The sequence below is a fragment of the Pseudomonas lalucatii genome, assembly GCF_018398425.1.
Classification (GTDB): domain Bacteria; phylum Pseudomonadota; class Gammaproteobacteria; order Pseudomonadales; family Pseudomonadaceae; genus Aquipseudomonas; species Aquipseudomonas lalucatii.
This window is the reverse complement of the sequence record NZ_JADPMV010000002.1, coordinates 870,395-895,250: the sequence shown is the minus strand read 5'-3', so window position 1 is coordinate 895,250 and position 24,856 is coordinate 870,395. Positions and strand designations below refer to the sequence as shown.

Below are 24,856 nucleotides of genomic sequence, written 5' to 3'. Positions count from 1 at the left end.
CCTGACCATGGATATCCGCCTGCTGCAAGGGGCCGCAATCGAGCCCTATATCCCCGATCTCGCCCGGCTGCGCATCGAAGTGTTCCGCGAGTTTCCCTACCTCTATGACGGCTCGCTGGACTATGAGACCGACTACCTGAATACCTACGCGCGCTCGGCCGACAGCCTGGTGGTGCTGGTGCTCGACCACGAACGGGTGGTCGGCGCCTCCACCGGCCTGCCGCTGGCCGACGAGACCGCCGAGTTCCAGCGGCCCTTCCTCGAGCAGGGCTGGGATGCCGAGCGCATCTTCTACTTCGGCGAGTCGGTGCTGCTCCCGGCGTACCGCGGCCAGGGCCTGGGCGTGGGCTTCTTCGCCAAGCGTGAGGGCTTCGCCCGGCGCCTGGGACGTTTCGACTGGTGCGCCTTCTGCGCGGTCGAGCGGCCGCTCGAGCATCCCCGCCGGCCGGGCGGCTACCAGCCGCTGGACGCGTTCTGGGCCCGGCGCGGCTACAGCCACCACCCCGAGCTGCGCACCGAGTTCGTCTGGCAGGACCTGGACGAGAAGCAGGAGTCGGCCAAGCCGCTGTCGTTCTGGTTGAAGGAGATCCGCCCGTGATCAGGCTCGCCGCCTGCCAGTACCACATCGACCTGCTGCAGAGCTGGGAGGCCTACGCCGCCCACCTCACCGCGCTGTGCGAAGACGCGGCGGGGCGGGGCGCCCAGCTGCTGCTGCTGCCGGAGTACGCCGGGCTGGTGCTCAGCGGCCAGCTGGCGGCCGCGCAGCGCGGCGACCTGCAGGCCTCCATCGCCGGCATCCAGCCGCTGCTGCCGGCCTGGCTGGACCTGTGCGAAGGCCTGGCGCGGCGCCTGGGCGTGTACCTGCAGCCCGGCTCGCTGCCGGTGCTGGACGGCGACGGCCGCTACCGCAACCGCGCCTGGCTGTTCGGCCCCGAGGGCAACCTCGGCAGCCAGGACAAGCTGATCATGACCCGCTTCGAGCGCGAGCAGTGGCGGATCGACGGCGGCGCCGGCCTACGGCTGTTCGACACCGCCCTGGGCAGGCTGGGCATCCTGATCTGCTACGACAACGAGTTCCCCATGCTCGCCCGGCGGCTGGCCGAGGCCGGTGCCGACCTGATCCTCGCCCCCAGCTGCACCGACACCGAGGCCGGCTTCCACCGGGTGCGCATCGGCGCCCAGGCCCGTGCCCTGGAAAACCAGGTCGCCGTGCTGCAGGCGCCCACCGTCGGCCTGGCGCCCTGGTCGCCGGCGCTGGACGAGAACATCGGCCGCGCCGCGCTCTACGTGCCGTCGGACTACGGCCTGCCGGCCAGCGGCGTGCTCGCCGAAAGCGCCGAGCTGTGCCCCTCCGCTAGCCAGTGGCTGCTCTGCGACCTGGACCTGGACGGGGTGCGCCGGGTACGCGAACAGGGTCAGGTGTTCACCCGCCGCGACTGGCCGGAGCAGTTCGACGCGGCGCGCCTCGAGCTGCGCTGAGGGGCCGCCGCGAGGCGTCGCTAGCCGCGCTGCGTCAGGCGGTACTGCAGCGGCGTCATGTGGCAGCGGCGGGCGAACACCCGCGACAGCTGCTCGTCGGAGCTGAAGCCGGCGGCCCGTGCCGCGGCCTTGACCGAGGCGCCGGCCTCCAGCTGTTCGCGGGCGACCTGCAGGCGCAAGGCCTCGATGAAGGCCGCCGGGCTCTGCCCGGTCTCGGCCTGGAAGTGGCGGTAGAAACTGCGCGGCGCTTCCCCCGCCTGCGCGGCCAGGCGCTCGACCCCGAGCGGTTCGCGCAGGTGCGCGCGCAGCCAGTCGATCAGCTGCGCGTAGCGCCCGGCCTGGCTCTCCAGCAACGAGGAGAACTGCGACTGGTTGCCCAGCCGGCGTACCGGCAGTATGAGCTGCTTGGCGACCCGCGCGGCCACCGCCCGGCCCAGGTCGTCCTCGACCATTGCCAGGCACATGTCGATGCCCGAGGTCACGCCTCCGGCGGTCCAGACCTGGCCATTGCGGACATAGATCGCGTCGGCCTGCACCTCGATGCGTGGGTAGCGGCGTTGCAGGCGTGCGGCCGCCGACCAGTGGGTGGTGGCCCGGTGGCCGTCGAGCAGGCCCCATTCGGCGAGGGCGAAGGCCCCCGAGCAGACCGAGCCGAAGCGCCGCGCCGCCGCGGCGGCGTGGCGTGCCCAGGCGCTCAGGCCGGGGTCCTGGATCGCCTCGCTCAGGCCCCGGGGGCTGCCGCCGGCGAGGATCAGGGTGTCCAGGCTCGTGGCCGCCACCTCGGCCGCCGCCACCGTGGCGATGTCGATGCCGCTGGTCGTGGCGGTGTTGCCGCCCAGGGCCGAGACGCTGAGCAGCTCGTACACCGGTTCCGGGTTGAAGCCGTTGGCCATCTCGAACACGTCGGCCGGCCCGGCGATGTCCAGCAGTTGCACGCCGGGGAAGGCGACCAGGGCAACCCGGCGGCGCGGGGGCAGGGGCTTGGCGGTGGCAGGGGGCACGGCTGGCGCTCCGGGTTTGGCGTAAATCGGCAATTTATTGTCATTGATGCCATTGCCGCTCGCAAGAACAATGCTGCTCACGAGCGCCGCGGTGCGTTCTCAGCCCCAGGAGCCAGCAACCCTCATGACCTTCAGAATCGGATTCCTTCTCTATCCCCAGCTCACCCAACTGGACCTGACCGGGCCGGCGCAGGTGCTGGCGGCGATGAGCGATAGCGCACTGCACTTCGTCTGGAAGACCCTCGAGCCGGTGCCCAGCGATGCCGGCATCGGCCTGCTGCCCGGCGACACCTTCGCCTCCTGTCCGGCGCTGGACATGCTGCTGGTGCCGGGCGGGCCCGGGCAGCAGCGGCTGATGGGCGATGGCGCCGTGCTCGACTGGCTGGCTCGCCAGGGAGGACAGGCGCGCTGGGTCACCAGCGTCTGTTCCGGGTCGCTGCTGCTGGGCGCGGCGGGGCTGCTCAAGGGCTATCGCGCGGCCAGCCACTGGGCCTACCGCGATTATCTGCCGGCCTTCGGCGCCGAGATCGACGCGGGACGGGTGGTGGTGGACCGCAATCGCATCACCGGCGGCGGCATCACGGCAGGCATCGACCTGGCCTTGCAGGTGGTGGCCAGGGTGCGGGGCGAGGAGGAGGCCAGGGCCATCGAACTGCAGCTCGAATACGCCCCCCAGCCACCGTTCGCCTGCGGCCGGCCGGAGCTGGCCGGGCCGGCATTGACCGAGCGGGTGCGGCGCCGCCTGGCGGCCGACCTCAAGCGCGTGAACGAGGGATGACGGCGGCTGAACGCTGAGGCGAGCGAGCGGCGTCGATGCCGGTCCCGGCTGGCGAAGGCCGCTGCCCCCGCCAGCCGGGTATTAGCCGGCGGCACGGGGCGGCGGCGCATTACGTCGCCAACTCCGCCCGGCGCGGACGGGGTCATCTAGGCTATCTAGTGGCCTGTTTGGTTAAGTCAATTAGTCAAATTCGGCGCCTGAGGCCCTGATACTGCGTTGCCGCTCCTCGCCATGGCCCTGCTATGACTCCTCGCGGCGCCTTGTCTCAGAACCTCAGGCATCCGAACTTGAGTTAACCAATTAACCGCACAGGCCACTAGTGTTTCGCCGCACCAGGAGCGCGCCCCATGTCGAAACCCGCCTGCGCCGATGAGCCGTGCCCGAACGCGCTCGGCGCCCTGGGCGCGCGTTACCGCCAGGTGCGCGCCCAGTCCGAGCGCCTCTGCCAGCCCCTGGCGCTGGAGGACTACGGCGTGCAGAGCATGGCCGACGTGAGTCCGCCGAAGTGGCACCTGGCCCATGTCAGCTGGTTCTTCGAGGCCTTTCTGCTGCGCCCCTTCCTGGCCGGCTACCGCGCCCTGGACGAGCGCTACGACCACCTGTTCAACTCCTACTACCAGAGCCACGGCACGCCCTTTCCCCGCGCCCAGCGCGGGGTGCTGTCACGGCCGACCGTGGCCCAGGTGTACCGCTACCGTGAGCACGTCGACCAGTCCATGGCGGCGCTGCTGGCGCGGCCGCCGGCCGCCCAGGCGGCGGAGATCCTGCGCCGCGTCGAGCTGGGCCTGCAGCACGAGCAGCAGCATCAGGAGCTGCTGCTGATGGACATCAAGCACATCCTCGCGCAGAACCCGATGCTGCCGGCCTACCGCGACGACCTGGACGTCGCCGCCGCGCAGCCGGCCGTGCCCCTGCGCTGGCAGCGCTATCCGGGCGGCATCGGCCCCGTCGGTCACGACGAGGCCGGCTTCGCCTTCGATTGCGAGCGGCCGCGGCACCGGGTCTACGTCGAGGACTACCAGCTGGCCAGCCGGCCGGTGAGCAATGCCGAGTACGCCGAATTCATCGCCGATGGCGGTTATGGCCGCAGCGACTGCTGGCTGGCCGACGGCTGGGAGCTGATCCAGCGGGCCGCCTGGCAGGCGCCGCTGTACTGGCGGCGGGAGGACGGCGGCTGGTCGGAGATGACCCTGGGCGGACTGCGCGAGCTGGACCCGCAGGCACCGGTCTGCCACCTCAGCTACTACGAGGCCGAGGCCTTCGCCGCCTGGGCCGGCGCCCGCCTGCCGAGCGAGGCCGAGTGGGAGCTGGCCGCGCAGAACGCGCCGGTCGCCGGCAACTTCGTCGAGCAGGACCGGCTGCAGCCGATGGCCGCCCCGGCCCCGGCCCGGGAGCAAGGGCTCGGGCAACTGTTCGGCGACGTCTGGGAATGGACCGGCAGCGCCTATCGACCCTATCCGGGCTTCCGCGCCCTGGCCGGCAGCCTGGGGGAATACAACGGCAAGTTCATGTCCGGGCAGATGGTGCTGCGTGGCGGCTGCTGCGCCACCCCGCAAGCGCATGTGCGCAGCAGCTACCGCAATTTCTTCTACCCGGCCATGCGCTGGCAGTTCTCCGGGCTGCGCCTGGCCCGAGAGGCATGAGCATGGCGACGGCCATCCGCTTTCACGACCAGCACCGGCAGGCCCACAGCGCTTCGCTGCTGGAGGAGAGCCTGCGGGGATTCGCCCGCACGCCCAAGGCCATCTCGCCGAAATTCTTCTACGACCGGCGCGGCTCCGAGCTGTTCGAGCAGATCTGCCGCCAGCCGGAGTACTACCCCACGCGGACCGAGGAAAGCATCCTGCGCCAGGCCGCCGGCGAGATCGCCGAGATCGCCGGGCACAACGCCAACCTGGTGGAGCTGGGCAGCGGCGCCAGCCGCAAGGTGCGCCTGCTGCTGGAGGCCCTGCACCCGAGCAGCTACCTGGGCATCGACATCTCCCGCGACTTCCTGCTCAGCAGCGCCCGGCGCCTGGCCGCCGACTACCCCTGGCTCGAGGTGCATGCGGCCTGCGCCGACTTCAGCCAGCCCATGAACCTGCCGGAAGAGGCGCTGGGCGAGCAGCCCCTGGCGTTCTTCCCGGGCTCGAGCATCGGCAACTTCGACCCGCAGCAGGCCCAGGCTTTTCTGCGCAACCTGCACGGCCAGCTGCCCAGTGGCGCCGGGCTGCTGATCGGCGTGGACCTGGTCAAGGACGTCGAGGTGCTGGAGGCCGCCTACAACGACCGGGCCGGGGTGACCGCGGCCTTCAATCTCAACCTGCTCGAGCGCCTGCGCGGCGAACTGGACTGCGACATAGAGCCGGGTCGCTTCGAGCACCGGGCCTTCTTCAACGAGGCGCGCTCGCGCATCGAGATGCACCTGCTCAGCCCGGAGGCGCAGCGGGTGCGTATCGAGGACGAGCACTTCGCCTTCGCCGCCGGCGAGACCCTGCACACCGAGAACTCCTACAAGTACAGCCTGGCCGGCTTCGTCGCGCTGGCCGCCGAGGCCGGTTTCAGGGCGCTGGCGGCGTGGACCGATCGGCGCCAGCTGTTCAGCGTGCACTACCTGCAGCGCGACTAGCCCGCCCGGGTGCGGCGCCGTCCGCCCTGCGGCGCTGCAGCGGCAAGGCCATGCACTAAACTTACAGAGCGGGCAGGAGGCTCCCTGCGGCGCGCCTCGGTGCGCCGCGCCAACGGCCGGTGCGGGCACCGGCGCTCGCGGGTTTCATCGGGACGATGGGGCCGGCGTCAATCCTCAGGCCAACGGCAGGAGGTGCATCATGACCATGGCCAACCGTTTGCAAAGCTACCTGTCGGAGCACCGTTCGCGTTACGACATGCTCCAGCACGATCCCTCGATGACCTCGCGCGAGGCGGCCCGGCGTGCCGGGGTGCCGCCGCACCTGATGGCCAAGCCGGTGATCCTCGACGACTTCCAGGGCCACTGGCTGATGGCGGTGGTGCCGGCGACCCGCCAGGTCAACCTCAACAAGGTGCGCAAGCTGACCAAGCGCCACTGGCGCCTGGCGCGGGAGAACGAGTTCACCCCGCGCTTCAGCGACTGTGCCAACGGCGCGATTCCGCCGGTCGGCAGCGCCTTCGAGATGGACACCGTCATCGACGAGTCGCTCAAGGAGGTCAAGGACCTGTACTTCGAGTCCGGCGACCATGAGGGGCTGGTGCACATGAGCTCCAAGCAGTTCCTCAAGCTCATGCCGACCGCCCAGTGCGGCGCCATCAGCGAGTGACGCCGCCCCGCGGCGCTGCCCAGAGCGTGTCCTCGCCCATCTGCCCCGGCCTCTGCGGCTATGCGTCGCAGAGGCTGCGGGGCCCAACCCCGTAGTATCTCTTCGCGCATGTCGAGCCGTTCGGCGGCGGGACTGGCCCCGTTGCTGCATGGATCGCTTGTCACCTGGGCGCCCGATCATCGCGGGCAGGCCTGGTTGTCACTGTATCCGGACGGGGTTGAGGAAACTGAGTATGAAGTGGGCGGATAGCAGCCGTAAGCGTATGCACGACAAGGCGAATTCCATCGGGAATCTGCTGGTCGAAGGATTCCACTACTTGGGCCTGTTCGCCATCGGGGCGGTCACCGCGTGGGCTTCGGTGATGGCCTTTATGGGCATGCTGGAAAAAGGCCAGGCGAGCATAGATGACATCCTCCTGCTGTTCATCTACCTGGAATTGGGGGCGATGGTCGGGATCTATTTCAAGACGAACCATCTGCCCATCCGCTTCCTGCTGTACATAGCGATAACGGCGTTGACGCGCTATCTGATCGGCGACGTGTCTCACCACAAGGCACCGGATATCGGCCTGCTGTACATGTGTGGCGGGATATTCGTTCTGTCGCTTTCGGTCCTGGCCGTCAGGTTCGCTTCGTACAAGTTCCCCTCCAGCAAGGCGATAGACGCGACCGGGGACGTGGTCGGGGAAAATGTTCTGGAAAAATAAGTCGGGGCCCTGCTAACAGTTCCTGGCTAACGCCAAGAAGCATCAGTACGGCTGCTGCGCGGCCATGAACCGGGCGCGCGAAGACGGCAGCCGCCCATTGCCAACCTGCCCGCGTTGCCCACCATGCGGCCGCGCCGGCCCCTTTGCATGCCGTTATCGCAGGGTTCTCGCCGGGACCGGGGGCATGGCGGGAGGGTGGCGGGACTGGTGGTTCAGGAACCAGCACATGCCGGCGCGCGTCCTCATCTGCGTGGCGATCGCCGCGCCGCCCCGCCTCAATCCAGCGGCGCGAGCAGCGCCGCCAGGTCGTCTTCGCTCATCTGCCATTGCGCCTGGCTGCCGCCTTCCAGCACGCCCTGGGCCAGGCTGGCCTTGGCCTGCTGCAGCTGCTGGATCTTCTCCTCGACGCTGCCGCGGGCGATCAGCTTGTAGACGAACACCGGCTTGTCCTGGCCGATGCGGTAGGCGCGGTCGCTGGCCTGGGCCTCGGCCGCCGGGTTCCACCAGGGGTCGAAGTGGATCACCGTGTCGGCGGCGGTCAGGTTGAGTCCGGCGCCGCCGGCCTTGAGGCTGATCAGGAACACCGGAAACTGGCCGGCCTGGAACTGCTGCACCGGGGTGCGGCGGTCCTGGGTGCTGCCGGTGAGCTTGGCGTAGGCGATCCTGCGCGCCTGCAGCTCGGCCTCGACCAGCTCCAGCATCGAGGTGAACTGGGAGAACAGCAGCACCCGGCGGCCTTCCTCGACCAGCTCCTCGAGCATCTCCAGCAGGGCGACGAGCTTGCCCGAGTCGCTGCTCTGCAGGGCCGCGCCAGTCTCCTCGGCGCCGAGCAGGCGCAGGTCGCAGCAGACCTGGCGCAGGCGCAGCAGCGCCTCGAGGATGACGATCTGGCTGCGCGCCAGGCCCTGGCGGGCGATCTCGGCGCGGACCTTCTGGTCCATGGCCAGGCGCAGGGTCTCGTAGCGGTCGCGCTGGGCGTCGCTCAGCTCGACCCAGTGGGTGATCTCGGTCTTGGGCGGCAGTTCGCGGGCCACCTGCTCCTTGGTGCGGCGCAGCAGGAAGGGCTTGATGCGCCCGTGCAGGTGGGCCAGGCGCTGGGCGTTGCCCTGCTTCTCGATGGGCGTGCGGTAGTCGCGGGTGAAGGCCTTGCCGTCGCCGAGCCAGCCGGGCATGAGGAAGTTGAACAGCGACCACAGCTCGCCCAGGTGATTCTCCAGCGGCGTGCCGGTCAGGCACAGGCGCTGCGTGGCCCTCAGCTGCCCGGCGGCCAGCGCCGCCTTGCTGCGTGGGTTCTTGATGTTCTGCGCCTCGTCGAGGATCAGCAGCCGGTAGGGCTGCGCCGCCAGCACCTTGAGGTCCCGGGGCAGCAGGGCGTAGGTGGTGAGGATCAGGTCGTGCTCGGCGATCAGCGGGAACTGCGCCCGGCGCTTGGCGCCGTGCAGGGCCAGCACCCTGAGCTGCGGGGCGAAGCGCGCGGCCTCGTCCTGCCAGTTGGGGATCAGGCTGGTGGGCATGACGATCAGCGCCGGCCGCTGCAGGCGCCCGGCCTGCTTCTCGCCGAGGATATGCGCCAGGGTCTGCAGGGTCTTGCCCAGGCCCATGTCGTCGGCCAGCACGCCGCCGACCTCCAGCTCGGCCAGCGCCTGCATCCAGGCCAGGCCGTGCAGCTGGTAGGGGCGCAGCTCGGCCTGCAGCCCGGCCGGCGCCTTGGGCCGCTTGTTCGGCAGGGTCCGCAGGCGCTGGGCGAAGCCGCGCAGCCGTTCGCCGCCCTGCCAGCTCAGCGCCGGGCCCTGCTCCAGGCCGCTGAGGCGCGCGGCATCGGCGCGGCCCAGGCGCAGGCGCGTGCCGAGCTCGTCCGGCTCACGGAAGAACAGCTCGCCGAGGGTGCCGAGCAACGGCTTGAGGCGGGCGAAGGGCAGGGCGATGCGCCGGCTGCCGTGGGGCAGGCTGACCAGCAGCAGCTCCTCGTCGGCGCGCTGGGCCAGGACCTCGCCGGTGAGCAGCCAGGGTCTCTGGCGGATCGCCTGCAGCAGGATGGGCAGCAGGCTGATGCGCTGGCCCTCGACCGCGATGCCCAGTTCCAGGTCGAACCAGTCGTGCTCCGGCCCTTCCTCGACCTCGGCGTACCAGTCATCCACCTGCGCCAGGTTGTAGTGGAAGTCCGGCTGCATGCGCACCAGCCAGTCTTCGTCACGCAGCCGCGGCAGCTGCTGCTGGACGAAGTCCAGCCAGGCGGCCTCGTGCGGCAGCTCGAAGTGCTCGCCGGGGTGCTCGGCCAGGGCCTCGCTCTGGCGCAGGGCGACCTGCAGGCCGGTGGCTTCCAGGCGCTGGCGCAGGGCCGCCTCGGCGGCCGGGTCGCGGACGATGCGCAGGTTCAGGCTGGCGCTCTGGCGCACCAGCAGGTCCTTCGCGGCCCTGCCGTAGGCCAGGTGGCCCTGGTAGTCGAAGGCCAGGGCGGCGCGGTGCTGGGTCTGCTCGTGCATGCGCCCCTTGCGCGCGTCGAAGTGCACCCGCACATGGCTGCCCAGGCTCAGCACCGGCCGCGGTGCGACGCCCTCGAGGCGCTGTTCGGCGGCGTTCTCGTCCGGGACGATCAGCGGGCTCAGGTCGATGCCGGCGTGCTGCTGGCGCTCCAGGGTGAGCAGGGCGGCGACCACGTGCTTGCAGTTGAAGCCCACCGGGCAGTCGCAGTGGCCGGTGACGTCCCAGTGCTCGCCGCGGGGGTGCAGGGTGATGCGCTGGCGGTAGGTCTGCGCGCCGGAGCCGCGGCAGCTGGCCAGCAGGGTGTGATCCTTGAGGCTGAGCAGGCGACTGCGGCCCTGCTCGGCATAGCCGCGGCCACGGCTGAAGTCGCCCGCGCCGATGCCCGCGCGCCAGCTGTCCTGGTGCAGGTGCAGGATATCCAGGCTCATCGGACGAGCCCCGTGGGCATAGGCTGAAGTCTTGGCATGCTGGCGCCGAACGCGGAACAGCCGATGATTTTGACACAGGCGGACGCGCTTGCGGGCGCTTAGCCGGCGAATGCCCGGCGGTACTGTCCCGGCGTGGCGGCGAAGGCCTGGCGGAAACGGTTGCTGAAGTGGCTGGCGCTGGCGAAGCCGCAGGCCAGGGCGATCTCGCCGAGGGGCAGGCGGGTGCCACGCAAGAGTTCCCGGGCCCGCTCCAGGCGGCGGTTGAGCAGGTAGCGGTGCGGCGGCAGGCCGAAGCTCAGCTGGAACATCCGCGCGAAATGGTACTCCGACAGCGCGCAGAGGCCGGCCAGCTGGCCCAGGCTGAGGGGCTCGGCCAGCTGGCTGTCGATGAACTCGCGCAGCCGCCGCCGTTGCCCCGGGGCCAGGCCGCCGGTCAGGCGCAGGCCGTCGCGGCGGCCGACCTGGGACAGCAGCGCATGGTCGAGCAGGTCGTGGGCCAGGCTGCTGGTCAGCAGGCGTTCGCCGGGCTCCTGCCAGTCGAGCCGGCACAGCTGGCGAAAGCGCCGGGCCTGCAGCGGGTCGTCGAGGAAGGTGCTCTCGCGCAGCTGCAGTTCCCGCGGCTCGCGGTCGAGCAGGCGCACGGCGCCGAGGGCGAACTGCTCCTGGCTGACATAGAGGTGGGCCAGCTGGATCTCGCCGTCGATCACCCAGGCCGACTGGTGGCCGGCCGGGAGGATGCACAGCTTGTCCGGCGCGCCCTTGCAGTCCGGGCGCTCGCGACGGAAGGTACCGGTGCCGCCGGCCAGGTAGCAGGACAGGGTGTGGTGGCTGGGCGCCTGGTAGTCGCGGTTGTCGTCGCGGTTGCTCCACAGCGCCGCGCCCAGCCCGTCGCCCAGCCCGGCGCTGCGCTGCAGGCGCGCGTGGGGCGAGCGGCTCATGCTCTGAAAGACCTGCAGTTGATCGAATGACGACATCGGCGTTTCCTCTGACCCGGCCATGCTACGCCGCCCTGCCGCGACTGCCAGCCCCCGGGGCGAGAAATGCGCAAGATTGGGCAAGCGCGGCGCGCGCTGCTGTCGTCGAAGGCGGCGCCCGCAATGAGGACGAAGCCGAGCATCATCGAGTGGGCTTGGCCGATATGCGCGGAGCGGCCGAGCCGCCTGCCCTAGGGATGCCCGTGCTGCGCCGACGGCTGCCGATCCCAATAGGGTTGCTCGCCGAAATGCTCGGCGTAGAAATCGATAAAGGCCCGCACCTTGGGGGCCAGCTGGCGCGCGCTGGAGTACATCGCCCAGATCGCCGTTTCCGCGACCAGGGGGCTGTCTTTCAGCACCTGGACCAGCTCGCCACGGGCCAGATGCCGGTAGACGCTCCAGGTCGAGCCGATGGCGATGCCCAGTCCGCTGGCACAGGCGTCGCGCATGGCCTCGCCGTTGTCGGTGCGCAGTGGGCCGCTGGGCCTGATGCTCAAATGACCGGCCGGGGTGTCGAAGACCCAGGTCTCCAGCCCCAGCAGATTGACGCACCGATGATTCAGCAGGTCCTGAGGCGAGTCCGGCTCGCCGAACTGCTGCAGGTAGTCCGGCGAGGCGCAGATGATGCGCTTGTCCGGCGCCAGCCTGCGGGCGATCAGGCTCGAGTCCTTGAGCTCGGCATTACGAATCGCAATATCGAAGCCGCCCTCGACCAGGTCGACTATCGAGTCGGACAGCCGCAGGTCCAGCGACAGATGCGGGTAGCGGGCGAGAAACGCCTTCAGCGAGGGCAGCAGATGCATGCGCCCGAACGAGGCGGGCGCCGTCACCCGCAACGTCCCTCGGGGCGCCGTACTGCCGGCGCCGACCGAGGCGCGCGCCATTTCCACGCTGGCCAGCACCTCCTCGGCATGGGGCAGGAAAGCCTCGCCCTCCTGGGTGAGCGACACCTTGCGCGTGGTGCGGTGTACCAGCCGCACCCCCAGGCCTTCCTCCAGCTTGCCGATATGCGCGCTGGCCACCGCCGGCGACAGGCCCAGCTCCTGCCCGGCCTGGCTGATGTTGTGGGTGACGGCCAGCCTGACGAAGAGCTTGAGATGCTCGATATTCATGGTTTTTCAATGAAATCAGAAAAGTGCTTGTGCTCGATCGTCGATTATCAATGTGGAGCCTGTCAAATATCCTGTCGCCATCGATCCAGGCATTCCGGTTGAAACCCCCTCGGCGGCCTCGTTCGCCGACGCCGGCGCCGGTAGCGCCCCGCAGACACAGGAGACCGCCATGCCCGGCGCCATCGACGCGAGCGCGTTCCGGCCCATCAACCGTGGCTACGACCGGGTGTTTCGCCCTGGGCGGCTCAGCCTCGGCCTGGTGCTGCCGCTCGAGCGCTATGCCAGCGGCCCGGTGCCGACCCTGACGCAGCATCTTGAGCGGGTGCAACTGGCGGAGGCCTTGGGGTTCAGCGCGGTGTGGCTACGCGACGTGCCGTTCAACGTCCCGTCCTTCGGGGATGCCGGGCAGGTCTTCGATCCGTTCGTCTACCTGGGATTGCGCCTGGGCATGGACCACCTGCGTGACTACCTTGAGGCCCTGGAAGAGATCGGCGTCAACCACGTAGCGCTCAACCTGCGCTTCAACCGGGCGGACCTGCCCTCGACACTCAGGCGGCTGGCCGAAGCGCTGCTGCCGGACTTCGCTGCATAGGAGCGGGACCACCATGAGCAAAACCATACTTGTCACCGGCGCCACCGACGGCATCGGTCTGGCTACCGTGAAGCTGCTGATCGCGCAGGGCCACGAGGTCCTGTTGCACGGGCGCAACCCGACCAAGCTGGAACGGCTGGCCAATGACCTGGCGGCGCCCTCGGGCGGCGTCCTGGAAACCCATGTGGCGGACCTGTCGCGCATGGCCGAGGTGGCGGCGCTGGCGCAGTCCCTAAGCGAGCGGCATGCCCGGCTCGACGTGCTGATCAACAATGCCGGGATATTCCGCTGCGCCGATCCCGTGACCCCGGACGGGCTGGATGTCCGCTTCGCGGTCAATACCCTGGCCCCGTACCTGTTGATCCGGCGACTCCTGCCGCTGCTGGGGGGCGCCGGGCGGGTGATCAACCTGTCCTCGGCGGCCCAGGCCCCGGTCGACCTGCCCGCCCTGGCGGGCAAGGCCAGGCTGGCTGACGACTTCGAGGCCTATGCCCAGAGCAAGCTGGCGCTGACCATGTGGTCCCGGCTGATGGCCCAGGAGCTGGCTGAGCGAGGCCCGGCGATCATCGCCGTGAACCCCGGCTCCATGCTGGGCAGCAAGATGGTGCGCGAGGGCTTCGGCGTGGCCGGCGGCGATATCGGGATCGGCGCCGACATCCTCACCCGCCTGGCCCTGGCCGAGGAGTTCGCCGATGCCTCCGGCCAGTACTTCGACAACGACGCCGGAGGCTTCGCCGCGCCGCATCCGGATGCCCTGGATGGGCGCAAGTGCGCCGCGGTGGTGCGCGAGCTGGAGCGGCTGCTGGCTGACGCCTGACGGCCCCGCGGCATCGGCGTCAGGCCAGGCCGTTGAGGCGCGCGCCGGCTTCGCGCAGGCAGCCGGCCAGCTTGTCCAGGATGGCGGTGGCGATGAGCGGCGAGCGGATCAGGTTCATCCTCAGGATGGCATCGCTGCTGAGTAGCTGCCTGGGCAGCGGCCGTGTCAGCCCGGGCTTGAGCAGCGACTCGGGCAACAGCGACACGGCCATCCCGGCCTGCACCGCCGCGGCGATGTTCTCCATCACCGGGCTGGCGAACACCCGCCGATAGGCGATGCCGGCGCGCTTCAGGTCCGCCAGGCACAGGTCGCGTACGGTGCAGTCATCCTCGTACAACGCCACCGGCAGCGTTTCCTGCTCCTCCAGGCGAATGGTCGCGGGGGCGGACCAGATCAGCCGTTCCGACCAGAGCAGTTCCTCGTCTTCGCCGCCCGGTTCGCCGGCGACTATCGCCACGTCCAGTTCGCCCCGGGCCACCAGCTTGCGCAGGCTGCGGCTGCGCTCGCAGGTGATGTGCGCCTCCAGGTGCGGCAGCTCGCGCAGCAGGATCGGCATGAAGTGCATGAGGAAGTCCTGGGCGTAATCGGTGGAAATACCGAAGCGTATCTTGCCGGCCAACTGCCGCTGGCTCAGCGCCGCCAGGGTGGCGTTGTTCAGGCGCAGCAGCTGTTCGGTATAGCCGAGCAGGGTTTCGCCGTCCCGGGTCAGGCGGATGCCCTGGTTGTTGCGTTCGAGCAGGCGCACGCCGAGCTGTTCCTCGAGCCGCTTGAGCTGCATGCTCACCGCCGCCTGGGAGCGGAACAGGGTGCCTGCCGCCTTCTTCAGCTCGCCGGCTTTCACTACGGCGGCAAAGGTCCGCAAGAGTTCGAGGTCTAGCAAGGGCTCCATGGTGGCCTCCATCCATCTGGGGTTGGCAGAGGATCATTTCATCTTGTTCAGATTTTGTGAATCATCTTCCTGTGTTTATTCGTTTGCTTGAATATTTCAGCGTGCTTAAGGTGCGAGTCAGGTGGCCGTTCGACCCCATGACCAGCGGCCAGGCTTCTTGCACGAGGGAGGAGAACGAGATGAGCAAGCGCAGATTTCCGCAGACCATGGCTGGCGTGCAGCTGGTCGGGCATGGCGGGCTGGATCAACTGCACTATCGGCAGGACTTGCCGGTGCCGCGGCCGGCGGCGGGCGAGGTGCTGATCCGGGTGGGGGCCGCCGCGCTCAACAATACCGACGTCAACACCCGCATCGGCTGGTACTCCAAGGCGGTGACCGGGGATACCAACAGCGGCGCGGCCGCTGGCTTCGCCGCCACGGTGGACGCCGATGCCGGCTGGGCGGGAGCTCCCCTGCAGTTGCCACGCATCCAGGGCGCCGACTGCTGCGGTGAAATCGTCGCGGTGGGAGCAGGGGTGGAGCCGACCCGCATTGGCGAGCGGGTCCTGGTGCGCACCATGCAGCAAGCGCCGGGGCCTGGCGCCGCGTTTGGCTGCATCACCCTCGGTTCCGAGTGCGACGGCGGCTTCGCCCAGTACTGTGCCGTGCGCGCCGACGAAAGCTTTGCGGTGAACTGTGCGCTCAGCGACGTCGAGCTGGCGTCCTTCCCCTGCGCCTACTCCACCGCCGAGAACATGCTCGAGCGGGCCGGGCTGAAAGCTGGCGAACGGGTGCTGATCACTGGCGCTTCCGGCGGCGTGGGCTCGGCGGCCGTGCAGCTGGCCAAGCGGCGCGGTGCCTGCGTGATTGCCGTCTGCGGCAGGGACAAGATGGACGAGGTCGCGCGCCTGGGCGCCGACCGGGTCATCCCGCGCGGTGCCGATCTAGTGGCCGAGTTGGGCCGCGACAGCGTGGCGCTGGTGGTCGATCTGGTGGCGGGGGCGCAGTGGCCCGAGCTGCTCGAGCTGCTGCAGCGTGGCGGGCGCTATGCGGTGGCCGGCGCCATCGCCGGGCCCCTCGTCGAACTGGACGTGCGCACGCTGTACCTCAAGGACCTCAGCTTCTTCGGCTGTACCTACCAGCCGCGGGCGGTGTTCGAGAATCTGGTGCGTTACATCGAGCGCGGCGAGATCAGCCCGGTGGTCGCACGCAGCTATCCGCTGGCGGAAATCGTGCAGGCCCAGCAGGATTTCATGGCCAAGAAATTCGTCGGCAAGCTGGTGCTGGTGCCGCCCCGGGAGACCTAGGCGTAAAAGCGCAACTTTGTGCAAGCGCGCGGCGCGGGCCCGTCGCAGACTGCCGGTCAATCACCGGGAGCCGTGCCATGAGCCTGTCGTTATATCTGTTGACCGTCCTGATCTGGGGCACCACCTGGATCGCCATCAAACTGCAGGTGGGCGAGGTGGCGATCGCCGCGTCCATCGCCTACCGCTTCGCCCTGGCCGCGGCGGTGCTGTTCGCCGTCCTGCTGCTCAGCGGCCGCCTGCAAAGGGTCGACGGCCGTGGCCAGCTGATCTGCCTGGCCCAGGGCCTGTGCCTGTTCTGCATCAACTTCCTGTGCTTCTACACCGCCAGCCAGTGGATCCCCAGCGGCCTGGTGGCGGTGATCTTCTCCACGGCGACGCTGTGGAACGCGCTGAACGCGCGGCTGTTCCTCAAGCAGCGCATCGCCGCCAATGTGCTGGCCGGCGGTGCCCTGGGCCTGGGCGGGTTGCTCTTGCTGTTCTGGCCGCAGGTGGCCGGTCATCCGGCCAGTCGCGAGTCGCTGCTGGGCATCGGCCTGGCGCTGCTCGGCACCCTGTGCTTCTCCGCCGGCAACATGCTCTCCAGCCTGCAGCAGAAGGCCGGCCTCAAGCCACTGACCAGCAATGCCTGGGGCATGCTCTACGGCGCGCTGATGCTGACGGCGATCTGCCTGGTCAACGGCACGCCCTTCGCCTTCGAGTGGAGCACGCGCTATGTCGGCTCGCTGCTGTACCTGGCGATTCCCGGCTCGGTGATCGGCTTCACCGCCTACCTGACCCTGGTCGGGCGCCTCGGCCCGGAGCGCGCGGCCTACTGCACCGTGCTGTTCCCGGTGGTGGCGCTGAACATCTCGGTGTTCGCCGAAGGCTACCAGTGGAGCGTGCCGGCGCTGCTGGGACTGGCGCTGGTGATGCTGGGCAACGTGCTGGTGTTCCGCAAGCCCAAGCCGCTGCTGCCGCTGGCGCCGCGGCAAGGCCTGGGCGGCAAGGCCGGTTGAGCCGCCGCCGGCGCACTCACTGCCAGGCCGAACGGGCCTCCCAGGCGAGGACGCGGTTGCCCGGCAGCGGCCGGCAGATCGAGTAGCCCTGGGCGATGTCGCAGCCGAAGTTGCCCAGGCGGGTCAGGGTCTCCCGGTTCTCCACGCCCTCGGCGACCACCTCCAGGTCCAGGTTGTGCGCCAATTCGACGATGGAGCGGACGATCTTCGCCGAGTCATCGTCATCGCTGAGCATGCCGCTGACGAAGGACTGGTCGATCTTCAGCGCGTCCACCGGCAGCCGCTGCAGGTAGGCCAGCGAGGAATAGCCGGTGCCGAAGTCGTCGATGGTCAGGCGGGTGTCGAAGTTCTTCAGCTGCACCAGGGTTTCCAGGGCCGTGGTCGGGTCGTCCATCAGCGCGCTCTCGGTCAGCTCGAACTCGATCCAGTCGGGCTCGGCGCCCCAGGTGGCGAAGGCGCCGCGGATGCGTTCGACCAGCTTGGGATCGCGCAGGTCGCGGGCCGACAGGTTGACCGAGATCGGCCGCGAGTCGCCTTCCTCGCGCCAGGCATAGCCCTGGCTCAGCGCGCTGTCGAGCACCCAGTAGGTGAGCGGGGTGATCAATCCCGAACTCTCGGCCAGCTGGATGAACTGGTTGGGCGACAGCAGGCCGCGCTGCGGGTGCTGCCAGCGCAGCAGGGCCTCGGTGCCGCAGACCTTGTGGGTGGCGATCAGCAGCTGCGGCTGGAAGTGCAGGCGCAGCTGGTTGGCGTCTATCGCCCGGCGCAGGTCGCTCATCAGGGTCAGGTGCTGGGCGCATTCGCGGTCCTGGCCGCCGTGGTACAGGGCATAGCCGGCACCGCCGCGCTTGGCCTGGTCCAGGGCGCTGCCGGCCCGGCGCAGCAGGGCGTCGGCCTCGGTGCCGTGGCCGGGGTAGAGGGCGATGCCGATGCTGGCGCGGGCATCGAGGTACAGCCCGGACAGGTCGATCGGCTCGTACAGCGCCACCAGAATCTGCTGCGCCAGCTGCGCGGCCTGCTCGGCGCCGCCGCTGGGCATCAGCACGGCGTACTCCTTCTCGCCGATGCGCGCCACCGGCATGCCGGCACCGACCGCCTGCAGCAGGCGGGCGACGATGGCCTGCTGCAGGCGATCGCCTTCGCGGTAGCCGAGGGTGTCGTTGATCTCCTGGTTGCTGCCCACTTCCAGCTGCAGCAGGCCCAGTGGCCGATGTTCCTGGCGGGCGTGGGCGATGGCGTCCGCCAGCAACTCGTGCAGTTGCAGGCGGTTCGGCAGGCCGGTGAGGCTGTCGGTATAGGCCATGCGCCGGATGGTGGCCTCGGCCTGCGTGGCGCGGACCCGGGTGCGCAGGGTGCTGATGCCGAAGCCCAGGTCGTTGGCCGTGGCGCTCAGCAGCTCGACCTCCCGGGGGTCGAAGGCGTCGGCTTCCGCGGCCATGATCGCCAGCAGGCCGATCAGCGCGCCCTCGACCCGCAGCGGCAGCACGATGGCCGCGGCGAAACCGCGGGCGTGGGCCTCCTCGCGCAGCGGCGCCTCGGGATCGTCGAGGATGTTGCGTTGCACGAACGGCCGGCCGGTCTCCATCGTGGCCTCCAGGCGGCGGACGAAGTCCAGGCCGGCGGCGCTGGCGCCCCAGGCATCGCCAAGGGCCAGGAAGCCGCGGTCGAGCCCGGCATGGGCCACGGGGTGGAAGCGCGGCGGCGCCTGCTCCTGGCGGTAGGCGACGCAGGCCAGGCGGTAGCCGCAGTCCTGCACCAGCACCCGGCAGATTTCCGCGAGCAGGGCGGACTCGTCGCTGGCATGGATCAGCGCATGGTTGACCGCCACCCGCGTCGCCAGGGCGCGGTTGAGGCGCTGGATCTCCAGTTCCGCCTGGCTGCGCCGCGCCTTGATGCGCAGGGCCTGGAGGCCGAAGGCCAGGTCCTCGGCCGCCTCGCCGAGCAGTTCCAGTTCCTGTTCGCCGAAGGCATCCGGCTCCGGGGCGCCGATGCCGAGGGCGCCGAACACCTTGCCCTCGACCCGCAGCGGCAGCGACAGCACCGAGGCGATCTCGTGGCGAATGGCGCCTTCGCGCCAGGGGCGGGTGTTCGGGTCGGTCAGCAGGTTGCGCGACAGGCTCGGCCGGCCGCTGCGGATCGCCGTGCCGCTGGGGCCGCGGCCGCGCTCGTTGTCGGCCCAGGAAATATGCAGCGATTCGATGTAGCTCTGCTCCACCCCGGCATAGGCCAGCGGCGTTACCGTCTTCGCCGCGTCCGCCTCGGCGCGGCCGACCCAGGCCATGCGGTAGCCGCATTTCTCGACTATGACGCGGCAGATGTCCTGCAGCAGGGTCGCCTCGTCCTGGGCGCGCAGCAGGGCGCGGTTGCAGCCGCTGAGGGTGCGCAGTGCACGGGTGAGGTACTGGTGTTCCTGGTCGGTGGCGCTTGGTTCTGGCATGGCTGGCCTCCAACCCATGCACACCCTAGGTTGAATATAGAACCGCCCGCCGGCCGCCAGGTTCCGCGATTCGCCGCTACTGCGTCGGCGGCGAGCCGCCGGCACGGACTACTGGTTGCGTGGGTCGTCCGCCGGATCGTGGTAGGCGATGCCCCAGGGGCCGGTGCCATGCAGCTGCAGGACGGCTTCCTCGGCGCGGGTGCCGGCGGACATCGCCATGCCCGCCGGGATGATCAGGGTATCCCCGGCCTGGTAGGTGGTGGCCTTGGCCGGGTCGAGCGCGTCGCCGGTGCCGAGGTAGAAACTGCCCGAGAGCACGGTGACGCGTTCGGTGGTGGGATGGGTATGCACGCCTACGGTCGAGTTGGCGGGCAGCTTCAGACGGAAGGTGAAGGGCGCGGCCGCCTTCGGGTCGCCCTCGATGACCGCGATCATCGCGCCCGGACCCACCGAGGGCGCCGCGGACCACTGCAGTTCGGACGCCTTGGCGGCGATCAGGGCGGCTTCTTCGGCCACAGTCTCCAGCGTCAGCCAGGTTCCGCTCAACAGGACCAGGGTTGCAGCAACTCTGTTTAAGGGGCTCATCATGCTCTCCTCTCGTACCGGCGAGCCGGTTGGGGGACGGCTCGTCGCCATCGCGGCAGCCAGGGCAGCGCAGGACAGGCGGCCGCTCCGGGCGCTCGAGTTCCAATGCTGACGATAGTCGAGGGGCCGGCACCGGTTAATGCCAGTTTGGAATACCCCAAGTGCGCCCGGATATGGCCGGCCGGGTTCAGCGGCCTGGTCGGCAGGCCTTGCCCGCGGCCGGCATCGTGCGCAGGCGGCTCAGCAACTGGCCGCTGGTTACCACCGTGGCCGGTCGCAGCGGGCAGCCACTGGCGCTGAGCGCCTCGGCCAGCCAGGTATTGCAGGTGCGCAGTAGCGAATAGCGGCCTTCGGCCCGATAGAAACGGCTGTCGGGGTGCAGCCCCGGACCGAGGTCGGCCAGGCCGCCCTGCGCCGTACGACTGAAGCTGGCGCCGACGAACGCCAGCAGGCGTCGGTAGGCCGATGCGCCGAGATGCACCGTGACGAGCGCAGGGGCGGGCGTACGCCGCGGATCGGCGCCGATGCCGCGCACGTGCAACACCGCCGGCGTTGGCCCGAGCAGGGCCTGCAGCGCCAGGCCGAGGCCGGCCTGCGGGTCCCGGTAAAAGGCTTCGTCACCCCAGCCGAGCTCGACCCAGTCGCCGTCGCCGAGCGTGTCGGCGAGCGCCGGAAGTTCTTCCAGCAGATCGTGGCGGGCGATATACAGACCGGCGTGCAGGCCGTGATCCAGCACCAGAACCCGCCGCGCCGCGCCGCCCGGGTCGGCGCCCGCGGATGGGGCCGGCGTGTTGGCGCAGCCGACCAGGGTCAGCATCAGGAGCACTAGGGCCAGGCTCGGCTTCACGGTCAGGGCGCTGTGATCGTCGCCACGCAGCGGCGGCGAACTCAGGCGCCGGACGACAGCTGCTGATACAGCTCCCAGGCGCTGCGCTCGACCCAGCATGCGGCCAGGCGACCGTCACGCACCGTCCAGATGGCCACGCCGCTGAAGGCGACCGGCCGGCCGTCCGCCGGCGTGCCGAGCATGCCGTTGTTGCGCCCCGAGCACAGCCAGCGCGACACCACCCGGTCACCGCTGGGGCTGGCGAAGATGTCCTGATTGTCGGTGCGGGCGTCGAGCAGCACGCCCTGAAAGGCCTTGACCCAGGCCTTGAAGGCATCGCGGCCGCGAATGGTCTGGCCGCCGGAGGTGATGACGTAGTCCTCGGTCATCAGCTCGTCGATGGCGTCCAGGTCATGGGGCGGCTGCCAGACCCGGTCGAGGAAGGTCAGGGCGAGTCGTTCGGCCTCGCGGCTCGCCGCCGCGTCGAATGGCTGGCTCATGCTGGAGCTCCCGTTCAGTGGCTGTCCTGCGTGCCTGGCCGCCGCGTCGCGGCGGCACGTTGGCCCTGATTTATACACCGGTATTCTGCGCCCTGGCCAGACGCCGCGTGCGGTGGGCGGGGCGGCCTCAGAGCTGGACGTTCAGACCGAAACGCTTCTTCAGCAGGGCGCCCAGCCAGGCCCTGGGCAGCAGCGCGGCCAGCAGCGGCATGCTGCGGCTGCCGTTGCCCAGGCGCAGCAGCGACGGGCGCTTGCGCCGTTGCACCGCGGCCAGCAGGTCGCGGGCGAATGCCGCGGCCGGGGTCGGATTGTTCTGGGAGGCCTTGGCCCGGGCACGAATGCCCTCGCGCAGCGGCCACCAGGGCGAGCCCTCGGCGAGCAACTGTTCGGCCTCGCGGCTGGCGTTGGCGCCGAAGCTGGAGGCGATGGCCCCGGGCTGCACCTCCATCAGCTCGATGGAGAAAGGCGCCAGCTCCAGGCGCAGGGCGTCGGAGAGGGCGTGCACCGCGGCCTTGGAGGCGCAGTAGGCGCCGGCGAAGGGGGTGGCCAGGACGCCGGAGACGCTGCCGATGTTGACCACCAGGCCGCGGCGGCGGCGCAGCAGCGGGAACAGCGCGCGGGTGACGCCGACCAGGGCGAACACGTTGGTCTCGAACTGCCGGCGCAGGGCCTCCACGCCGCCGTCCAGCAGCGGCCCCATGGCGCCGTAGCCGGCGTTGTTGATCAGCACGTCGAGCCCGCCGACCTCCCGGTCCAGGCGCTCGGCCAGGCGTTCGGCGGCGGCGCCGTCGTTGACGTCCAGCTGTACCGCGGTGAAACCGGCCGCCGCCAGGGCGGCGAGGTCCTCGGCCTTGCGCGCGCAGGCCCAGACCCGGTAGCCGGCGGCCTGGAAGGCGTCGGCCAGGGCGCGGCCGATGCCGCTGGAGCATCCGGTGATCAGAACGCTGGGCGGGGTCATGGGGGCTTCCTTTCGGTCGGGTGGGTCGGGCCGCCGGCGGCACAGGGCGGGGTCAGTCGGCGAAGCTGCCCTGCAGGCGTTCGGCGCGGAATTCCAGGGTGCTGGCGCGGTAGCCGCTGCGCAGGGTCGGCAGCGGCAGGCAGTCCTGCCAGCTGGCGCCGGGCAGCAGCTCGCCGGGGCCGCTGTAGCGCGGCGACTCGTACAGCTGGCGGGCCAGGTTGACGCTCTCGCCGGGACGGTAGGCGGCGACCTGCCAGCGCAGCTCCTGCAGGGCGGCGTCGCTGCCGTTGGTCAGCTCCAGCGCCAGCGGGCGATTCGCCGGGCAGCGTTGCGGGTCATAGGCCAGGCGCAGTTGCAGGTGGGCCAGGTGGCGGCTTTCCCGGCTCTCCTGCCAGAGTACCCAGCTGGCCACCAGGCCCAGGCCGAGCAGGGCGGCCATGGAAATCGGCAGGGCCTTGCCCGGATAGCGGATCAGCAGGATGAACCAGGTCAGCAGCAGGAGTGCGCCGATTAGCATGGCGAGGGCCTTGGTGGACGGACATCTTGCCATCCTACACAAGGCGGCCCCGCCGGGCATGTGGGCCGCAGGGCAACAGCCGCGGCGAGGCGGGCCGGCGTCAGTCCTGCGGCTGCTCGCGCAGGAACACCAGTTTGTCGGCCTTGGACTGCTCGGCCGAGTAGCGGTAGCCCTGGCTGTCGAAATCCTTGAGCCCCTCGGGATCGGTCAGGCGCCGCTTGATCACATAGCGGGCCATCAGGCCCCGGGCCTTCTTGGCGTAGAAGCTGATGATCTTGTACTGGCCGTTCTTCAGGTCCTTGAACTCGGTGTCGATGATGCGCGCGTCCAGGACCTTGCGCTTGACCGCGCCGAAGTACTCGGTGGAGGCCAGGTTGAGCAGCACCCGGTCGCCCTGCTCGGCCAGGGCCTGCTCCAGCCAGCCGTTGATGCGCTCGCCCCAGAAGGCATAGAGGTCCTTGCCGCGCGGATTGGCCAGCTTGGTGCCCATCTCCAGGCGGTAGGGCTGCATCAGGTCCAGCGGGCGCAGCACGCCGTACAGGCCGGAGAGCATGCGCAGGTGGTTCTGGGCGAAGTCGAAGTCGGCCTCGCTGAAGTCCTCGGCAGCGAGGCCGGTGTAGACGTCGCCCTTGAAGGCCAGCAGGGCCTGCTTGGCGTTGTCCGGGGTGAAGCTCGGCGTCCAGCTGCCGAAGCGCGCCGCGTTGAGCCCGGCGAGCTTGTCCGACAGGTGCATCAGCTCGGCGATCTGCGCCGGGCTGAGGTCGCGCAGCTGGCTGATCAGGGCCTGGGCGTGGTCGAGGTGTTCGGGGAGGGTGTAGCGCTGGGTCGCCGGCGGCGTCTCGTAGTCGAGGGTCTTGGCCGGGGAAATCACCATCAGCATGGGCTGGCTCCTTGAGTGCTTGGCGGCGATTCTAGGCCGAGTGAGGCCTGTGGCTCTACCTATGGGGGCGATTAGGGGCGCCGGAGTGCCCGGCGGTAGCATCCGGGGAGGCGGCGACGGGTTGACCTGGGGGCCGCCCCGGTCTTTTAGTGTGGGCAGGCACCCATAGCCGACACGGAGTCGTGATGACCGCCTGCAACCATTCGCGCTGGGAACCTTCCCACGATTACCGCCCGCTGGAGACCCGCGCCGAGCGCCAGGCCTGGCGCGTCACCGCCCTGACCGGGGCGACCATGCTGGTGGAGGTCGCCGCCGGCTATGCCTTCAACTCCATGGCGCTGCTGGCCGACGGCTGGCACATGGCCTCGCACATGCTCGCCATCGGCCTGACCGCGCTGGCCTACCTGCTGGCGCGGCGCTACGCCAACGACCGGCGTTTCGCCTTCGGCACCTGGAAGATCGAGGTGCTGGCGGGCTTCGCCAGTTCCATCCTGCTGCTGGTGGTCATCGCCATGCTCGCCTTCGAGTCACTGTGGCGGCTGTGGCAGCCACAGCGGATCGCCTTCGACATGGCCCTGCTGATCGCCGTGATCGGCCTGCTGGTCAACCTGTTGTCGGCCTGGATGCTCGGGGGCGGGCACAGCCACGCTCACGGCGATGCTCGCCACGACCACGACCACGACCACGACCACGACCACGGACCAGGCGGCGGGCGCGACCTCAATCGCCATGCGGCCTTCGTTCACGTGCTGGCCGACGCCCTGACCTCGGTGGCGGCGATCATCGCCCTGCTCGGCGGCTGGTGGCTGGGCTGGAACTGGCTCGATCCGCTGATGGGCGTGATCGGCGCGGTGATCATCGCGGTCTGGGCCAAGGGCCTGTTGCTGGAGACCGGTAAGGTGCTGCTCGACCGGGAGATGGACAGCCCGCTGGTGGCGCGGGTGCGCAGCGCCCTGGTGGCGGAGCCGGACACCGAGCTGGCCGATCTGCACCTGTGGCGCGTCGGCCGGGCGCAGTTCGCCTGTATCGTCAGCGTGGTGACCCATGGCAATGGTTCGGCGGATCGCTACAAGGCGCGGCTGCAAGGCATCCGCGAACTGGTGCATGTGACGGTCGAGGTCAATCGCTGCGCCGAGAGTGCGGCGGGGGAGCAGGGGAGGCGGGAAAATGGCGTCAAGCACGCCGGGGTGATTTTTGACTGTAACGGGGCCCGGGCGGCTCGCCAAGCACTATTCGTCGCTCGGCAAAATAAAGTTCAAAAAGCTGAAAAGATCGTTTTCCTGTCATCTTTTTTGGAGTAATTAACTAGGCAAGACCGCCGAACCCTGCAGACAGGT

The 24,856-nt window shown here is 69.7% G+C and carries 24 protein-coding genes; 12 read left to right on the top strand and 12 right to left on the bottom strand.

Features of this window, described 5'->3' with window-relative positions; genetic code table 11:
- The first annotated feature begins 7 nt into the window (after positions 1-7).
- Positions 8-598 (top strand): GNAT family N-acetyltransferase, encoded by a 591-nt coding sequence (locus tag I0D00_RS17610; RefSeq protein ID WP_213641113.1) that lies wholly within the window; start codon positions 8-10, stop codon positions 596-598.
- Entirely contained in the window at positions 595-1,479 is an 885-nt protein-coding gene (locus I0D00_RS17605) for a carbon-nitrogen hydrolase family protein (protein ID WP_213641112.1), read from the top strand. Before I0D00_RS17610 ends, I0D00_RS17605 begins: the two co-directional genes overlap by 4 nt.
- Positions 1,480-1,499: 20 nt before the next feature.
- Here the strand turns inward: I0D00_RS17605 and I0D00_RS17600 are convergent, their stop codons facing one another.
- Positions 1,500-2,480 carry a GlxA family transcriptional regulator gene (locus tag I0D00_RS17600; RefSeq protein ID WP_213641111.1) on the bottom strand — a complete coding sequence of 327 codons (981 nt, stop codon included), beginning with the start codon at positions 2,478-2,480 and terminating at the stop codon, positions 1,500-1,502.
- A gap of 124 nt (positions 2,481-2,604) precedes the next feature.
- Here I0D00_RS17600 and I0D00_RS17595 point away from each other — a divergent pair, with 124 nt between their 5' ends.
- The 5 genes from I0D00_RS17595 to I0D00_RS17575 all read left to right on the top strand — a co-directional run bounded on the left by I0D00_RS17595 (position 2,605) and on the right by I0D00_RS17575 (position 7,239).
- Positions 2,605-3,258, top strand: coding sequence for a DJ-1/PfpI family protein (locus I0D00_RS17595; protein ID WP_213641110.1), 654 nt, complete (start codon positions 2,605-2,607; stop codon positions 3,256-3,258).
- 347 nt (positions 3,259-3,605) lie between these two features.
- The gene (gene egtB / locus I0D00_RS17590; protein ID WP_213641109.1) at positions 3,606-4,901 is read left to right on the top strand and encodes an ergothioneine biosynthesis protein EgtB; all 1,296 of its coding nucleotides are present in this window, start codon (positions 3,606-3,608) and stop codon (positions 4,899-4,901) included.
- 2 nt (positions 4,902-4,903) lie between these two features.
- Positions 4,904-5,866, top strand: coding sequence for an L-histidine N(alpha)-methyltransferase (gene egtD / locus I0D00_RS17585; RefSeq protein ID WP_213641108.1), 963 nt, complete (start codon positions 4,904-4,906; stop codon positions 5,864-5,866).
- Between the two features lie 199 nt (positions 5,867-6,065).
- Complete coding sequence (locus tag I0D00_RS17580; RefSeq protein ID WP_213641107.1) at positions 6,066-6,533, top strand: aminoacyl-tRNA deacylase; 468 nt, start codon at positions 6,066-6,068, stop codon at positions 6,531-6,533.
- 226 nt (positions 6,534-6,759) lie between these two features.
- Complete coding sequence (locus tag I0D00_RS17575) at positions 6,760-7,239, top strand: phosphate-starvation-inducible protein PsiE (protein WP_213641819.1); 480 nt, start codon at positions 6,760-6,762, stop codon at positions 7,237-7,239.
- A 275-nt stretch (positions 7,240-7,514) separates the two neighbouring features.
- Here I0D00_RS17575 and I0D00_RS17570 read toward each other — a convergent pair whose 3' ends face one another.
- From I0D00_RS17570 to I0D00_RS17560, 3 genes are all read right to left on the bottom strand, one after another.
- On the bottom strand, positions 7,515-10,151 hold the full coding sequence (locus I0D00_RS17570) for a DEAD/DEAH box helicase (RefSeq protein ID WP_213641106.1): 2,637 nt from the start codon (positions 10,149-10,151) through the stop codon (positions 7,515-7,517).
- 98 nt (positions 10,152-10,249) lie between these two features.
- The gene (locus tag I0D00_RS17565; protein ID WP_213641105.1) at positions 10,250-11,125 is read right to left on the bottom strand and encodes a helix-turn-helix domain-containing protein; all 876 of its coding nucleotides are present in this window, start codon (positions 11,123-11,125) and stop codon (positions 10,250-10,252) included.
- A gap of 191 nt (positions 11,126-11,316) precedes the next feature.
- Positions 11,317-12,237: a LysR family transcriptional regulator gene (locus tag I0D00_RS17560; protein ID WP_213641104.1), complete on the bottom strand. Its 921-nt coding sequence runs from the start codon at positions 12,235-12,237 to the stop codon at positions 11,317-11,319.
- A gap of 169 nt (positions 12,238-12,406) precedes the next feature.
- On the opposite strand from I0D00_RS17560, the gene I0D00_RS17555 reads away from it, so the two are divergent.
- Together I0D00_RS17555 and I0D00_RS17550 are read left to right on the top strand one after the other, a co-directional pair.
- Positions 12,407-12,829, top strand: a complete 423-nt coding sequence (locus tag I0D00_RS17555; RefSeq protein WP_213641103.1) for an LLM class oxidoreductase — start codon at positions 12,407-12,409, stop codon at positions 12,827-12,829.
- A gap of 13 nt (positions 12,830-12,842) precedes the next feature.
- Complete coding sequence (locus I0D00_RS17550; RefSeq protein ID WP_213641102.1) at positions 12,843-13,646, top strand: SDR family NAD(P)-dependent oxidoreductase; 804 nt, start codon at positions 12,843-12,845, stop codon at positions 13,644-13,646.
- Between the two features lie 19 nt (positions 13,647-13,665).
- Here I0D00_RS17550 and I0D00_RS17545 read toward each other — a convergent pair whose 3' ends face one another.
- The gene (locus I0D00_RS17545; protein ID WP_213641101.1) at positions 13,666-14,535 is read right to left on the bottom strand and encodes a LysR family transcriptional regulator; all 870 of its coding nucleotides are present in this window, start codon (positions 14,533-14,535) and stop codon (positions 13,666-13,668) included.
- 179 nt (positions 14,536-14,714) lie between these two features.
- On the opposite strand from I0D00_RS17545, the gene I0D00_RS17540 reads away from it, so the two are divergent.
- Together I0D00_RS17540 and I0D00_RS17535 are read left to right on the top strand one after the other, a co-directional pair.
- Positions 14,715-15,821 carry an alcohol dehydrogenase family protein gene (locus tag I0D00_RS17540; protein WP_246533307.1) on the top strand — a complete coding sequence of 369 codons (1,107 nt, stop codon included), beginning with the start codon at positions 14,715-14,717 and terminating at the stop codon, positions 15,819-15,821.
- Positions 15,822-15,898: 77 nt separating this feature from the next.
- Positions 15,899-16,816, top strand: a complete 918-nt coding sequence (locus I0D00_RS17535; RefSeq protein WP_213641100.1) for a DMT family transporter — start codon at positions 15,899-15,901, stop codon at positions 16,814-16,816.
- 16 nt (positions 16,817-16,832) lie between these two features.
- Here I0D00_RS17535 and I0D00_RS17530 read toward each other — a convergent pair whose 3' ends face one another.
- From I0D00_RS17530 to yaaA, 7 genes are all read right to left on the bottom strand, one after another.
- Entirely contained in the window at positions 16,833-19,253 is a 2,421-nt protein-coding gene (locus I0D00_RS17530; RefSeq protein ID WP_213641099.1) for a bifunctional diguanylate cyclase/phosphodiesterase, read from the bottom strand.
- A 108-nt stretch (positions 19,254-19,361) separates the two neighbouring features.
- Complete coding sequence (locus tag I0D00_RS17525; RefSeq protein WP_213641098.1) at positions 19,362-19,838, bottom strand: cupin domain-containing protein; 477 nt, start codon at positions 19,836-19,838, stop codon at positions 19,362-19,364.
- A gap of 187 nt (positions 19,839-20,025) precedes the next feature.
- Positions 20,026-20,655: a DUF2459 domain-containing protein gene (locus I0D00_RS17520; RefSeq protein WP_213641097.1), complete on the bottom strand. Its 630-nt coding sequence runs from the start codon at positions 20,653-20,655 to the stop codon at positions 20,026-20,028.
- A 71-nt stretch (positions 20,656-20,726) separates the two neighbouring features.
- Positions 20,727-21,164 carry an ester cyclase gene (locus I0D00_RS17515; protein ID WP_213641096.1) on the bottom strand — a complete coding sequence of 146 codons (438 nt, stop codon included), beginning with the start codon at positions 21,162-21,164 and terminating at the stop codon, positions 20,727-20,729.
- A 127-nt stretch (positions 21,165-21,291) separates the two neighbouring features.
- Entirely contained in the window at positions 21,292-22,122 is an 831-nt protein-coding gene (locus I0D00_RS17510) for an SDR family oxidoreductase (RefSeq protein ID WP_213641095.1), read from the bottom strand.
- 52 nt (positions 22,123-22,174) lie between these two features.
- Positions 22,175-22,639 (bottom strand): multidrug transporter, encoded by a 465-nt coding sequence (locus I0D00_RS17505; protein WP_213641094.1) that lies wholly within the window; start codon positions 22,637-22,639, stop codon positions 22,175-22,177.
- Between the two features lie 100 nt (positions 22,640-22,739).
- Complete coding sequence (yaaA, locus tag I0D00_RS17500) at positions 22,740-23,519, bottom strand: peroxide stress protein YaaA (RefSeq protein WP_213641093.1); 780 nt, start codon at positions 23,517-23,519, stop codon at positions 22,740-22,742.
- A 185-nt stretch (positions 23,520-23,704) separates the two neighbouring features.
- Between yaaA and dmeF the strand changes: the two genes are divergently transcribed.
- Positions 23,705-24,820, top strand: coding sequence for a CDF family Co(II)/Ni(II) efflux transporter DmeF (gene dmeF / locus I0D00_RS17495; protein WP_213641092.1), 1,116 nt, complete (start codon positions 23,705-23,707; stop codon positions 24,818-24,820).
- Positions 24,821-24,856: the final 36 nt, after the last annotated feature.